General features: G+C 60.7%; 12 protein-coding genes and 3 tRNA genes. 6 read left to right on the plus strand and 9 right to left on the minus strand.

The features are described 5' to 3' along the window. The first annotated feature begins 191 nt into the window (after window positions 1-191). Together alkB and ABEG21_RS11225 are read left to right on the plus strand one after the other, a co-directional pair. A complete protein-coding gene (gene alkB / locus ABEG21_RS11220) occupies window positions 192-854 on the plus strand; it encodes a DNA oxidative demethylase AlkB (protein ID WP_347554689.1) in 663 nt (220 codons plus the stop codon). 210 nt (window positions 855-1,064) lie between these two features. Next, window positions 1,065-3,122: a glycosyl transferase gene (locus ABEG21_RS11225; RefSeq protein WP_347554690.1), complete on the plus strand. Its 2,058-nt coding sequence runs from the start codon at window positions 1,065-1,067 to the stop codon at window positions 3,120-3,122. A gap of 24 nt (window positions 3,123-3,146) precedes the next feature. On the opposite strand, the gene ABEG21_RS11230 is transcribed toward ABEG21_RS11225, so the two are convergent. Next, window positions 3,147-3,827, minus strand: a complete 681-nt coding sequence (locus ABEG21_RS11230) for a hypothetical protein (RefSeq protein WP_347556742.1) — start codon at window positions 3,825-3,827, stop codon at window positions 3,147-3,149. A 317-nt stretch (window positions 3,828-4,144) separates the two neighbouring features. After that, window positions 4,145-5,218 (minus strand): glycosyltransferase family 4 protein, encoded by a 1,074-nt coding sequence (locus tag ABEG21_RS11235; RefSeq protein WP_347554691.1) that lies wholly within the window; start codon window positions 5,216-5,218, stop codon window positions 4,145-4,147. A gap of 494 nt (window positions 5,219-5,712) precedes the next feature. Here ABEG21_RS11235 and ABEG21_RS11240 point away from each other — a divergent pair, with 494 nt between their 5' ends. Next, the gene (locus ABEG21_RS11240) at window positions 5,713-7,584 is read left to right on the plus strand and encodes an ABC transporter ATP-binding protein (protein ID WP_347554692.1); all 1,872 of its coding nucleotides are present in this window, start codon (window positions 5,713-5,715) and stop codon (window positions 7,582-7,584) included. A 77-nt stretch (window positions 7,585-7,661) separates the two neighbouring features. On the opposite strand, the gene otsA is transcribed toward ABEG21_RS11240, so the two are convergent. After that, the gene (gene otsA / locus ABEG21_RS11245; protein ID WP_347554693.1) at window positions 7,662-9,041 is read right to left on the minus strand and encodes an alpha,alpha-trehalose-phosphate synthase (UDP-forming); all 1,380 of its coding nucleotides are present in this window, start codon (window positions 9,039-9,041) and stop codon (window positions 7,662-7,664) included. Window positions 9,042-9,114: 73 nt separating this feature from the next. Beyond that, on the minus strand, window positions 9,115-9,870 hold the full coding sequence (gene otsB / locus ABEG21_RS11250) for a trehalose-phosphatase (RefSeq protein WP_347554694.1): 756 nt from the start codon (window positions 9,868-9,870) through the stop codon (window positions 9,115-9,117). Between the two features lie 266 nt (window positions 9,871-10,136). Here otsB and ABEG21_RS11255 point away from each other — a divergent pair, with 266 nt between their 5' ends. Then, window positions 10,137-10,649 (plus strand): copper chaperone PCu(A)C, encoded by a 513-nt coding sequence (locus tag ABEG21_RS11255; protein WP_347554695.1) that lies wholly within the window; start codon window positions 10,137-10,139, stop codon window positions 10,647-10,649. Between the two features lie 106 nt (window positions 10,650-10,755). Here ABEG21_RS11255 and ABEG21_RS11260 read toward each other — a convergent pair whose 3' ends face one another. After that, the gene (locus ABEG21_RS11260) at window positions 10,756-11,211 is read right to left on the minus strand and encodes a GNAT family N-acetyltransferase (protein WP_347554696.1); all 456 of its coding nucleotides are present in this window, start codon (window positions 11,209-11,211) and stop codon (window positions 10,756-10,758) included. A gap of 260 nt (window positions 11,212-11,471) precedes the next feature. Here ABEG21_RS11260 and ABEG21_RS11265 point away from each other — a divergent pair, with 260 nt between their 5' ends. Then, window positions 11,472-12,371 (plus strand): phosphotransferase, encoded by a 900-nt coding sequence (locus tag ABEG21_RS11265; protein ID WP_347554697.1) that lies wholly within the window; start codon window positions 11,472-11,474, stop codon window positions 12,369-12,371. Further along, entirely contained in the window at window positions 12,368-12,670 is a 303-nt protein-coding gene (locus ABEG21_RS11270) for a hypothetical protein (protein WP_347554698.1), read from the plus strand. The genes ABEG21_RS11265 and ABEG21_RS11270 overlap by 4 nt, the downstream gene beginning before the upstream one ends. A gap of 56 nt (window positions 12,671-12,726) precedes the next feature. Here ABEG21_RS11270 and ABEG21_RS11275 read toward each other — a convergent pair. From ABEG21_RS11275 to pgsA, 4 genes are all read right to left on the minus strand, one after another. Beyond that, a tRNA-Cys gene (locus tag ABEG21_RS11275) sits at window positions 12,727-12,800 on the minus strand. Between the two features lie 157 nt (window positions 12,801-12,957). After that, window positions 12,958-13,033, minus strand: a tRNA-Gly gene (locus tag ABEG21_RS11280). A 91-nt stretch (window positions 13,034-13,124) separates the two neighbouring features. After that, window positions 13,125-13,200 (minus strand) — tRNA-Gly (locus ABEG21_RS11285). Window positions 13,201-13,330: 130 nt separating this feature from the next. Next, window positions 13,331-13,942: a CDP-diacylglycerol--glycerol-3-phosphate 3-phosphatidyltransferase gene (pgsA, locus tag ABEG21_RS11290; RefSeq protein ID WP_347554699.1), complete on the minus strand. Its 612-nt coding sequence runs from the start codon at window positions 13,940-13,942 to the stop codon at window positions 13,331-13,333. Window positions 13,943-13,988 lie beyond the last annotated feature (46 nt).

Here is a 13,988-nt window from a genome sequence, read left to right on the forward strand (position 1 = left end):
TTGCCTTGTAAGGACCACCCAGCCTGTATCGATGCTCAGGCGAAAGGTCGAGAAAGGTGTGTATTGCGGCCCATTGTAGGAATGAACCAGCTTCCGATCAAGCGATACCACACACAAGACAATAATGATCTGTCTTACAAATGATTGTGCGCGTTCCGCGCCCTATCCGCCGACGGCGCTAGAATAGTGACATGCATACCGCCGACCTTTTCGCTGACGACAACACCGCCAGCCCCCTCCCCGAGCGTGTCGAGCTGGGCGCGCAGAGCGTCCTTCTACGCGGCTTTGCCCTGCCCGTCGCCGACGGCCTGTTGTCTGCCGTCGCGTCGGTCAGCGCGGGCGCGCCGTTCCGCCAGATGGTGACGCCCGGCGGCTATACGATGTCCGTGACACTGACGAATTGTGGCGCGCTGGGATGGATCACGGACCGGCGCGGTTACCGCTATGCCCGGCAAGACCCCCTGACCGGTGCGGCTTGGCCGCCGATGCCGGACGTCATCCGCGACCTCGGCCGGGCGGCGGCACGCGCCGCCGGTTTCGACGGTTTCGACGCGGATGCCTGCTTGATCAATCGCTATCTGCCCGGCACGAAAATGTCGCTGCATCAAGACAAGGACGAGCGCGATATGCGCCAGCCGATCGTCTCGGTATCTCTCGGCATCCCGGCGATCTTCCAGTTCGGCGGCTTGCAACGCAGTGATCCGACGCAACGCGTGCCGCTGATCCATGGAGACGTGGTGGTATGGGGCGGCGTGGATCGGCTCCGCTTCCATGGCGTCCTGCCGGTCAAAACCGCGCACCACCCGATTGTCGGCGACGAACGCCTGAATATCACATTGCGAATGGCTGGATAAAGTGAGAGAGTCATCAAATCGACAGGCCTGGACTGTCCGAAACGCGATATATCGATTCGCCTAGCGCCGAAAAACGGATAATCTTGCTTGCCGTGCGCGGACCCGGTTCGGTTCTCCTCCACATTCTCAAAAATACTTAGCACTCCGACTTTAAATGCCATACCAAAGATTTTGCGTCCCCTCCTGCCGCGCAGCCGTTTCGAGGGGGCAATGATGCCGCGCGCCCCTCGCGTTGCCACGTTGACGTCGACCACATCGAACACATCGAACCAGTGGTTTGTACTGCCAGGTCTCAGCGGCGCCAGCATAGGGATGAAAGCGGCCTGCATCGCATGGGTATTGGCATATATCTTTCCAGGGATCCTTGGCCACGAACCCTGGAAGCAGGATGAAACCTATACCTTCGGCATCATCAACCATTTCCTGCGCACCGATGCGTGGTTGCTTCCTATCAACGCCGGCCAACCGTTCCTGGAAAAGCCGCCCTGGTTCATGTGGACGGCGAGCGCTTTCGCCTGGTCGATGCGCGCGTTCCTGCCGTTACACGACGGCGCCCGTCTCGCGTCCGCCTTTTACACCGCGCTGACACTCGGATTCGTCGCCAGGGCGGCAGCAGGCGTCGCCTCGCGCATCGATTTCGCCGTGCCGTCGTACGAGGTCGGCAGCACAAACGCCGGCCAACGCTTCGCCGCCCCTGCGACTGTCGCGCTGTTCGCCGGCACCATGCTGGTCGTCAAGCATACGCACGATCTGTTTTCCGATGTATCGCTGCTGGCCGGCACGGCGATCGCGTTCGCGGCTCTCTGCCGCATCGCGCAAACATGCGCCTTGGATGACGCGTGTCGAAAAGGCGTGGCACTGGCCGCTATCTGGATGTCGAACGACGCAGCCCATCCGTCGATGCCGGCAACAAAGACCGCCAGCCACGCCCCCTTGCCGTTTGGCGAGGCCATCCTGTTTGGCATTGGCGTCGGTATCGCATTCCTGTCCAAAGGCGTCTTTGTGCCGGGACTGTTCCTGCTGACCGCTCTCGCGGTGCCCATCTGCTATCGCAGTTGTCGGAGCGTTCGTTACTGGGCGGTGTTCGGCATTGCACTGCTCAGCAGCGCGCCCTTCCTGCTTATCTGGCCTGCGCTGCTATATCGCGCTTCCCCTGATTTATTTCTCGTCTGGTTTTGGGACAACAACGTAGGCCGCTTTCTCGGATTTTCCGTCGCGCATCTGGGTTCGGGAAACGAGCCAGGATTGATTTGGAAAGCGATGCTGGGCGTCTGTTTCCCGGTTGGGCCATTGGCGCTCGTGGGGCTCGTATTCGGCGGATGGGGCCGCCTGCGTATTCCGACCTTGGGCATCGCCGCGCTGTTCGCCGGTATGGGCGTGGTCGCATTGGCCCAGTCGGCGACGGTACGCCAGTTATATCTGTTGCCCTTCACCGTCCCAGCCGCCTTGCTGGCCTTCGAGGCGCTGCAGCGACTGGTGACTTGCGAACCCAGCGGCCGCCTCTCGGCATGGGCGGCGCGCATTGTGTCGCCGCTGACCGGCATAGGCTGGGACTGGGCCTGCCGCATGCTTTTTGGCGCATTGGCCTTGCTGGTGTGGTTCGTCTGGGCCGTGCGGACATGGGGCCACGACGAGGCACGACCCGGCGAGACGCCACTCGACCCGGACGCCCTCACCGCGTTTTCCCGCCCGCTGCAGCAAGGCATTGTCGCAACGCAGCAACTCGGACGTTGGTTACCGCTGGATTTTCTACTGCACAGCCATTGGATCGCCATCGGCGCAGCGCTCGGGCTGAGCATCGGCTGGCTGAGCCTGATGTGTTATCTGCGTCGCACCGGTCCTTGGCGCGGCGTCATGTCCTGGTGCGCAGGGACCACACTCGTATGGGGCCTGATCAATACGCTGTTGTTGCCTTGGATCGACCGCGCGAAATCCTATGGCCCCGTCTACGAAAACCTCGCGTTCAAATGGGTGCACGACTGGCGTGCCGACGACTGCGTTGCGGGAGTTCATCTGGGCGAGTCGGAAGCACCGATGCTGGAGTATTTCACCGGTCGCACGGCAAAGCCGGTCGCCAACGCGTCGGCGCTGGCAACGTCGGGTTGTCGCTGGGTCATCGTGCAATCCCCGGGCAGCCTGCCGACGCCAATCGACGCAAGAGCCACATCCGCCTCATCCGCATCGTGGCAACATTATTGGGATGGTGCCCGACAAGGCGATACGCGTGAACGTCTGACGGTTTATCGCGACGCGGCCCGCGAAAGGTAAGCGAAAAGCCGCATCAACGCGGCATCAGAGTCGCTTCAATGCCGTATCCAGGGCCAGCGCGGACGCGCGATCGCGGGTGCTGAAAGAGCGAACGCGGAACACCCGTTTCCGATTATGTCCGGCCGCGGCGAGCGAGGTCCAGATCAGTTCGATGCGGGTGAACAGGCCCGAGCGGGCCTGTTGCAGACCAAGCTCGCTTGCCAGATACTGTCCGATTTGGCGATTTTGATCCCAGACCACGACCGTGCGCGCCTCCGGATCCAACGCGATACCAATCGAGCCGATCGCAAACCGGTTCGCCGTCGCACGTGTGCGCCACAAGGCGCGACGCCGACAGAGCCAACTGGCCAGCAGGTACAGTGCCGGCGCCATTACAAGCCAGCCGTTCGATGTCTTGACCGCCTCGACCAATGCCGGCAAGCCCGCTCTCAAGGTAAAGGCAATGATCGACGCCACCGCGAGTGCGAGACACAGCAGGGACAGACCGCGCAGGCTCTGACGCAGCCAGGCGGGTAACGGTTGATACGGATGCGCCGGCCCCGGTCGTGCACCCGGCAGCGCGATCAACAAAAAGATGTACAGCAGATGCAATATCGCGATCGGCGACGAGCCGATATCGCGCAATACCTCGGAAAACCCTGTCTCCGACATCGCCTGCAACCAACGCGCCGCGAACAACATCCCGATCGCGCGCAAGGCGACCATTGCACCGCTTCCTGGTGCGGCATCTTCTATTTCCTGCTGCGTGCTCAGCACTGCTCCTTCTCCGATCGATCGCGGGAACCTTGCCCTGCATTATAAAGACCGGAGGAATTTACGCCGTTGATTCGTGGCATGATCGATCGAAAGCAAACAGAAAGATTCACGATCGATGATCGCAACCCGCGAGCACTACGGTACGTCACCGGAAAATCACCAGGTGCCCGGGAAACCCGACTGAAACGCAAACAGGGCCGTTGTATTTCCACACAACGGCCCTGCTGGAATCGTGGGTATCACGCGATGTCCGCGCGTCCTACTTTTTACTTCGCGGCGCCGACTTCACGCAACGACGGACGTTGCTGGCGCTGCATATCGATCAACTGCTCGTAGGCCTTCACGTACTCGAGCGCCATGCGCTTGGACGTGAAACGCTCTTCGAAGCATCGACGCACGCCGTCGCGCGGCAGCAGGTGCAAGCGATTGATCGCCGCCACCGCGCCGATTTCGTCTTCGACGATGAAGCCCGACTTGCCGTCGTCGATCACTTCCGGCACCGAACCGCGGTTATACGCGATGACCGGCGTGCCACACGCCATGGCTTCGATCATCACCAGACCGAAGGGCTCCGGCCAATCGATCGGGAACACCAGCGCATGCGCACCGCTCAGGAACTCGGCCTTTTGCGATTCGCCGATTTCGCCGATGAATTCGACGTGCGCTTGGGACAGCAGCGGCTTGATATCGCGCTCATAGTAAGCGCGGTCGGCGTTGTCCAGCTTTGCGGCGATCTTCAACGGCAGGCCGGCACGCGCGGCAATGCGGATTGCGCGGTCCAGGCCCTTTTCCGGCGAGATACGGCCCAGGAAGGCCAGATAGCTCGGCTTGATGTCCTTGCGCGGCTGCAGTAGCTTTTCCGGCAGGCCATGGAGTACCGTCGTCAGCCAGTTCGCCTGCGGCAGCGGCTTGCGCTGGTGGTCCGAGATCGAATTGACGTATTCGTTGGGGAACGCACGGAAGATCGGCTGCAGTTCCGGCAGATCGAGCCGGCCGTGCATCGTCGTCATATGCGGCACCGACTGACGGCTCATCAGCGCGAACGGGTAGTAATCGATGTGGAAATGCAGCACATCGAATTCTTCCGCCCGCTGACGGACGTGCTCGACCAGCAGCATGTGCGGTGCCACCGTATCCCGAATTGTCGGGTCGAGGCGCAATGCCTGCGGCCAGACCGCATCCAGCTTCGCCGTCGTCACGGAGTCGCCACTGGCGAACAGCGTCACATCATGGCCAAGCTCCACCAGTGCCTCAGTGAGATAAGATACGACCCGTTCCGTGCCGCCGTAGAGTTTCGGCGGTACGGCTTCGTGCAACGGGGCGATCTGGGCGATACGCATTGCAATTCCCCTTTCGGAATATATCGGGATACGCTAAAAATAAGACAAACAGTCGAACGTGATCCGACCGTCGGCTGCCTTGACGAAGTGTGCCATAGGGCGATGCGCGATGACACAGTAAGTCAATGCCAGGGTACGACACGGCGGATTATCCATGCACGCCTGGGAGCTGTCTTTGGCAACTTTCAAACTATTTACGTTGTTACATTAATGAAACACTAAGACAATCACGCGTACACGGTGCTCGCGTACAGTGACTTGTCCGCCTGCCTAGGGACATGTGCCTCGGTCGGATTTATTTCGACACATTGGCACGTACTCGGCAGCCGACAACGATCGATGGCAGACTGTTTAAGAGCGGTAGATGATTTTTTGCAGCCGATTGCCGGTCTTTGCTGCCCTACCTGCTCCGCGGTCCGTTGGCGCAAGCGCCGGACGTCACCCGTTCGAACCGCACATTTTGATCCGCCTCGATCCGTACCTGGTCCAGAAATATGTCGAATTCTTATAACGGTCCGACCGATACCGCTTTCGAGCAGCTTTCGCCGGCCGAACGTAATGCGCACTACGCGGCGATGGCGAACTACGCCAAGCGCCCGCTGGCGTTCCTCTTCAGTTACATCAAACGCCGCCCGGTTTCGCACTTGGTGGTGCTCGTCAGCGTGTTCTTCGCCGTTGGGTGCGCTCTCGCATCTCAATATGCGATCAAACACCTGATCGACGTCTTGGGCCAAGGCCGCGAGCACAATACCGCCGTGTGGTCCGCCTTCGGCATCCTGGTGGCGCTGATTGCCGCCGATAACCTGTCATGGCGCGTCGGCGGCTGGATCGCCGGCCATACCTTCGTTCAGGTCACCGGCGATCTCCGACGGGATCTGTTCCGCTACCTGAGCGGACACTCCCCGAGTTTCTTTGCCGAGAAGCAACCGGGCATGCTGGCCAGCCGTATCACCGCCACGTCGAATGCCAGCTATATCGCCGAGAACACGTTCTCGTGGAACGTGCTGCCGCCTTGCATCGCGGTGGTCGGCGCCATTTTCATGATCATCGCGGTCAATCCGATGATGGCGGCGGGGCTGTTGGCCTCGTCGGCGATCCTGTCTTACGTGCTCTACAAGCTCGCCGGACGGGGGACGAAGCGCCATCACGCGTTCGCCACACGCGCTGCCTCAGTGGACGGCGAGCTGGTGGACGTGATCGGCAATATGGGACTGGTCCGCGCTTTTGGCGCCACGTTCCGCGAGCAGGGACGCTTCGCCACCACGGTCGGCGACGAAATGCACGCCCGCACCGCCAGCCTGATTTATCTCGAAAAACTGCGGCTGTTGCACGCGGTCGTCACGGCCTTGCTGTCCGCGGGATTGCTCGGCTGGGCCTTGATTTTATGGCAGAAAGGCCAAGCGACGTCGGGCGATATCGTGCTGGTCAGCTCGCTCGGTTTCACGATCCTGCACGGCACGCGTGACCTCGCCGTCGCCTTGGTCGATGTCACGCAGCACGTGGCCCGCCTCGCCGAGGCAGTCGAAACGCTGCTGCAACCGCACGGCATGCCCGACACCGACGATGCCAAGCAATTGGTTGAAAAAGGCGGTCGCGTCGATTTTGTCGATGCGTCGTTTGCCTACCCGCGTCGCGATCCGATTCTGGAGCATTTCAATCTGACGATCGAGCCGGGGCAGCGCGTTGGCCTGATCGGTCGCTCGGGCGCCGGCAAGTCGACGGTGCTGGCCTTGCTCCAGCGTTTCTATGACCCGCAAGGCGGCGAAGTCCGTGTCGACGGCCAGAATATCGCCGGCGTGACGCAGGACAGCCTGCGCCATTCCATCGCGCTGGTGCCGCAGGACATTTCGCTGTTTCACCGCACCGTCTACGAGAACATCCAGTACGGTCGCCCGGATGCCACCGAAGAGGAAGTGCATGCCGCGGCCCGCGAAGCGCGGTGTACGGAATTTATCGAAGCGATGCCGGAAGGATTCGATACGATCGTTGGCGACCGCGGCGTGAAGCTGTCGGGTGGCCAACGGCAGCGGATCGCCATCGCGCGGGCGATTTTGAAGAATGCGCCGATCCTCCTGCTCGACGAAGCGACGTCTGCACTGGACAGCGAATCGGAAGTCGCGATCCAGCAGGCCTTGGATCGTCTGATGCGCGGCCGTACCGTGGTGGCGATCGCGCACCGTCTGTCGACGCTGCAGGGCTTTGATCGTATCGTCGTGATGAATCAGGGCAAGGTCATCGACGATGGCGCGCCGAGCGTGTTGCGCGCGCGACCGGGCCTGTACCGCGAGCTGCTCAGCCGCCAAAGCAATCCGGGCGCGCTGGACGGCGAAGTACCGGAAAGCGAATTGGCGGCGGTACACCGCTGATAATGAAACGGGCGGCCTCAGGGCCGCCCGTTTCACCTTAGTGCCGGCGCTTTCCCGGCCCCACGTCCTTCTGCGCTTTATACCCGTCCCAAATCACGCAGGAAGGTATCGCGCCAGATCGAGACGCTTTCGCGGCGCATCATATCCATCATGTCGTGATAGCGACTGCGACGTTCTTCAAGCGGCATATGCAGCGCCTGCGACAACGCATCGGCCATGCCCTCGATATCGAGCGGATTGACGATCAAGGCGCCGCTCATCTGCTGCGCCGCGCCGGCAAAGCGGGACAGCACCAGCACGCCGGGGTTTTCCGGGTCCTGCGCCGCCACATACTCTTTCGCCACCAGATTCATCCCATCGCGCAACGGCGTCACGAAGCCCACATGCGCGAGGCGGAACACCGAGGCCAATACCGGCCGATCGTACTGTCGGTGGATGTAACGAATCGGCGTCCAGTGCATCTCTCCGTAGCGGCCATTGATGCGGCCGGCCTCGGATTCCAACTGATCGCGAATATTCTGATACGCGTGCACATCGCTGCGCGTGGGCGGCGCGATCTGCATGAAGGAAACCTTCTGGCGCTCCTCGGGGTGCGTTGCCAATAGCGACTCGAAGGCGCGAAAACGCGCCGTCAATCCCTTCGAATAATCGAGACGATCGACGCTGACGATCAGATTCGTATCCAGCAAGGTCTTGCGAAGATTCATCAGCACCTCGCTCTGGCTGCCGCTCTCGGCTAGCTTCGCGAGTTCATCGGGATAGATGCCGATCGGATAGGCATGCGCCGCCAGCGTACGGCCATGCGCGCGCACGGTGCCATCTGCATCGACGGTGCCGCCTGCTTCGTGCTCGATGTAATCGATAAAGGCGCGCAGGTCGGGATCGGTCTGCAGGCCCACCAGATCATAGGCGCACAGGCCGCGCGCCAAGTCCGCGTGCGGGGGCACCGTGGCAAACACCTGAGCGGCGGGAAACGGCGTATGCAGAAAGAAGCCGATGCGGTTGCGCACGCCGGCGGCCCGCAAGGTCTCGGCAAACGGCATCAGGTGATAGTCATGCACCCAGATCACATCGTCTTCGCGCAGCAGCGGCAGCAACTGACGGGCGAGCCAGCCGTTGACGCGCTTATAACCCTCGTACTCGACACGGTCGTACTCCGTGAGATCGGTCCGATAATGTAGCGTCGGCCACAACGTGGCGTTGGAGAAGCCGCGATAATACTGATCGTAGTCGCGACGCGTCAGGCCGATCGTCGCGAAGGTCACCGGACCGCGCTGTTCGACGCTGACATGCAGCCTGCCGGGATCGTCCTCTTCGATGACGTCCCCGCTCCATCCAAACCACATGCCCCCGGTTTCACGCAGCGCGTCGTAGACGCCCACCGCCAGACCGCCAGCGGCCGGACCGCCCTCCGAAATCGGTGCGACCCGATTCGATACGATTATCAAACGTCCCATAAACTCATTCCCGCTCTTGTTTGCGTGTGTCTGGCTATTCGGTATAGCTCTGCTCTACTAGGGCTGCCGCGTGTTATTGATCAACTAACTGCTTCAGCCAGGCGACGAAGGCCTCGACCGACGGCTCACGATGCCCCGCGATGCTGTCGCCCTCTCCAATCTTGACGGACAAGCCGCCCCGCGCATTGACGACCTTGAACCCTTTCTCATCGGTCAGGTCGTCGCCGACAAAGAAGGGCTTGCGACCGGCGAACGGCGCCTGCTCCAGGAACAGTTCGATCGCGCGGCCCTTGTCCACGCCATGCGGCTTGATCTCGACGACCATCTTGCCGGGTTGCAGCACGAACGCTTCTTCGGCGGCATTGGCGGCGCGCACCACATCCGTGGTGACCTGCTCGACCAAAGACTGCAATTGTGGCGCGGCGCGATAGTGTACGGCGAGTCCGGCCCCTTTTACTTCCAACAACAACCCATTCTGCGCGGCGACCATCGGTTCGAGCTGCACGCGCATGGCTTCGAGACGCGGATCACCGAAGCCAATGCGGACGACCTCGCTATCGGCCTGCGCACCCCGACGCATCTCCGCGCCGTGCGAGCCCGCGATCGGCAGGGCCAGCGGCGCCAGGAAGCGGTCGATCTCGTGGATTGGCCGACCGCTGACGATCGCGACCGCACCGCCGGTGGCGGTCTGCAAAGTCTGCAAGGCGGCGATGGCGCCTTCGGCGACCTGGACGGCATCGGGCGTCGGCGCCAACGGCGCCAGCGTGCCGTCGAAGTCGAAAAAGAAAGCGGTCTCGTTGAGACGCGGCAGCGAATGAGAAGCAGACATCGCGGGAGTGCTCCGAGAAAAGGGTCCAGGGCCTCGGAAGCCGACGCGTTGGCCACATCACGCGGCGCGGCCAGAGCGCTAATGGCGTCCGATACGTTCAGATCATTCGCATCTTACAATGGGGCGCTCCCCGCGCTGTGACGGCATGACAGAGAATGGGTAACGTCGTCGTAACAAGCCGAGCGCGCGGTTACATTCCGGCCCTGACTTTTTTGCTCGCCATGCGCTCCACGCCACGCCCACGTTTCACAGGATACCGGTCCGCCTTGGCGCTGAGTCTGATGCTGGCGCTGCAGCCGGCCATCGGCGCCGCTACGGCTTCAGATCTAACGTCCCATCAAACAGCCGGACCGGCGCACGGCAGCGCCGCGCAAATGCCGGGTAGCAACGTCCCGTCGCCGACGCTCGTCGTCCGCGACGCCTGGGTACGCTGGCTACCTGGGGCCTTGCCGGCGGCGGGCTATATGACGCTGACCAACACGGGCAGCCGCACGCTGAGCATCGTCGGCGCGAGCAGCCCGGACTACGGCATGGTGATGCTGCATCGAACCGAACATGCCGACGGTCATGACACGATGACAGCGATCGCATCCTGGCCCATCCCTGCCGGAGCGACGGTGCGGGCGGCGCCGGACGCAGCCGACGGCTATCACTGGATGCTGATGCAGGCCAGCCATCCGATCGCGGTCGGCATGCGCATCTCCCTGCATCTGCGCTTGGCCGACGGCAGCACGATTGTCGTCCCGATGCCGGTCAGCCCCCCGACACGGCTTCGTTGAAGCCAAAGCGCTGCACACAACGCAAACGCCCGCTGAAAGCGGGCGCGTGGTTAGAAATAGCATGCTGTGAGACGGGACACCCCAACGTGCCCCAAATCGGCGTCAATCAGGCGCGACGCATGTCCAGATGGGGAATGCCATCTTCCAGATAGGGACCACTGACCTTGGAAAAGCCGAACGACTCGTAGAAGACTCGCAGATATTGCTGCGCGTTCAATCGGACCGGCACACCGGGCCACAGATCCTCGACCTGCTGCAGCGCCTTCTGCATCAGGATCTTGCCCAAACCGCGATCGCGGAACTCCGAGACCGTCAGTACCCGGCCGATACGAGCATCCTTGCTTTCGTCGTCGGGGCCAAAAAGCCGGGCATAAGCAACAAGTGGCGCGGCAGGCAAACTGCTATCCCGCGCGAACAGGTGTCGGGCCGTTTCGTCGCGCCCATCGATGTCCATATAGACGCACCGCTGCTCGACGACGAAAACCGTCGACCGCGCCTCCAGCACACTATATAGCTCCTTGACGGTCAATTCGTCAAAGCGCTTGCAATACCACTCGATCATTCTTGCTCCCCGCCAATGCGACCAGAGAACGTCATGCTATCGCAAACCCTGCTTTGTTGCATCGCAAAGTAATGCCGAAAAAGCCCGATCGGCACCCCGCCGTCCCGCGCCTGGCCGACTCTCGATCTTTCGAAATTGCCAGAACGTGATACCTGCGGAGCATCGTTCGCGTTTGCGGATCGACGAACCCACTTGTGCGCGCAGTTCCTACACTGGACATGCCCGCAGCCGTTCGACCGATCTTCCTACATAGGGACGCCATGATCAACGCTCGCAGTTCAGCAGACTCCGACTGGGACGATCGTGTCACGGCCTTTCCAGCCTTTATCCCTACAGAACTGCCATCCTCGCAAACAGACGCCGCGGTATATACACCGGCTTACCCCGCTGCCACCACGCGCCTCGCACCAGACGATGTCGTCGCCATCGTTGCCCGGTATTACGAGGTCGGCAGCGTGCGACTTTGCGAATTCGAAAGAGCCTCATACAACGAGGTCTACCGTATATCGCTTTCTGACGGCGTCACCGTTTTCGGACGCCTTGAGCGTATCGTAAAAGTCGTACCGAAAAATGTCCCATACGAATTTGCGCTATTGACCGTACTCGCAAAGGCCAACTTGCCCGTGTGCGCTGCCATCCCGCTTTACAGCGGAGAGTGGACCGTGACAATCGCCGTCCCTGGCGGACTGAAACACTTCACCTTATTCGAAGAAGTGAGAGGCATTGAGCCATTAGCAGAAGAAACGTCGCTGCGCATGTCCGGCGCCGGACTTGCAAATCTACACAACGCTAGCCTGAAGGTATCGCTATTAGGACAACCGGCGGCGATGACGCTCGACGCATCATTCGCCAAAGCCTTCGATACCGTCCTCTCTTCACATTTGCTCGACGAGCGTGGCACGCGCGCCTATCTGGAACTCAAGGCCAGACTGGACACATTGCAAGAGGAGAGCCGGTCGGACCGTTCTCACTGGCGGCGTGGTCATTTCCATGGCGACCCGTATCGCAATCGACTGGAACAACGGGACGAAAATGAGCGGCTCGCGATTGCCTTCATTGATTTCGACGACGCCGCGCCGGGCTATCTTGCGCTGGATCTGGCCAATTTTTTCGAAGAACTCGTGGCGGCTCATAAGAATCGCAGGCGATCGATCGATTGATTGCCGCGCAATGGATCGCATTCATTGAAGGCTACACGAGCCGTACCGACGTGGATGACCGCGAAATCGCCTATCTCCCGCTGTTTGCCGTCTTGCGGACGCTGAACATACTAACCATCGTTCTGAAGAACGAAAACGTCTTCGGACGCCAGCACCGACTTACTGCCTTGAAAGACGCTCACGCCAAATCTTGCCATTTCCTCAACTTTACCTGCACGCGAACGTCGCTGCGAAACCGTGCCGTCGACGATAGCGAACCCGATGTCCATGCATGCGAAGCGAAAGCCGTCGCCCAATGAAAAAAACCAGCGTCGATCAATATCGGCGCTGGTTCTAATAGGGCAAAACATGTATTTGGAGGCGCGGGCCGGAGTCGAACCGGCCTGGAGGGATTTGCAGTCCCCTGCATAACCGCTTTGCTACCGCGCCTTGAAACGGCAAGCTATCGGTGAATGCTTCGCCGAACGAACGAGACCCGAAAAGGCCAACCATCCGAACGTCGCTTTACCACCGACGCTAAAAAAGGATTCTTCGCCGACCCTCTGGCGAAGAAAGTAAAAAGGGAAGCCCTGCTTCCCTTTTTGTTTGGAGCGGGAGACGAGGCTCGAACTCGCGACCTCAACCTTGGCAAGGTTGCGCTCTACCAACTGAGCTACTCCCGCAAAACTGGTACTGCATCCACTCACACCGGCATACTGCCCGTGCTTTGCTGCATTCGTTCCTGATTACAACCCCAGGAAACGACTTGAAATTTGGAGCGGGAGACGAGGCTCGAACTCGCGACCTCAACCTTGGCAAGGTTGCGCTCTACCAACTGAGCTACTCCCGCATTATTCACCACACTTATTTCCCGCTGCCTTCGCTGCCAGTCACTCGCTGCGGGAGAACGAAATTATGTCCAAACCCATCTGGCGTGTCAACATCTTTTGCGAAAATATTTGAAGTTTTTGTCGGATGCCTTAGGACGACCGTTTCTGCGCCGCTTCCGCCTCGGTCTTCTCGCGGATCTGCGGCCAAGCCAGCTTCATGTAATACAGCATCGACCAGATGGTCAGTACCGCCGCCACGTAGAGCAACCAAGTGCCCCAGCGCTGGATATCGATCGCCAACGGACCGACGACGAGCACTTGATGGAACAGCAGCATCGGGATGGCCACCATCTGGCAAACGGTTTTGATCTTGCCGAGCGAATTGACGGCGACACTCTTCGACGCCCCGATCTGCGCCATCCATTCACGCAGCGCCGATATCGTGATTTCCCGACCGACGATGACCAACGCGATCGCCGAGTCCACCCGTGTCAGATGCACCAGCACCAGCAAGGAGGCGGTCACCATCAACTTGTCGGCAACCGGATCGAGAAAGGCGCCAAAGGCCGATGTCTGATTCAGCTTGCGTGCCAGGTAACCGTCGAACCAATCGGTCAGCGCGGCAACGACGAATAGCACACAGGCCACCACGTCACGCGTCGTGGGCTGCATCACACTATCGGGCAGATAGAAGACGCCCACCACCAGTGGGATGGCGACAATACGCAGCCAGGTCAGGAAAATCGGAAGATTGAACGGCATCAGTGTGGCGATTGGAAAAACATGCGGGAAACGGGAGCGTCGTGGC

Source organism: Robbsia sp. KACC 23696 (assembly GCF_039852015.1).
GTDB lineage: Bacteria > Pseudomonadota > Gammaproteobacteria > Burkholderiales > Burkholderiaceae > Robbsia.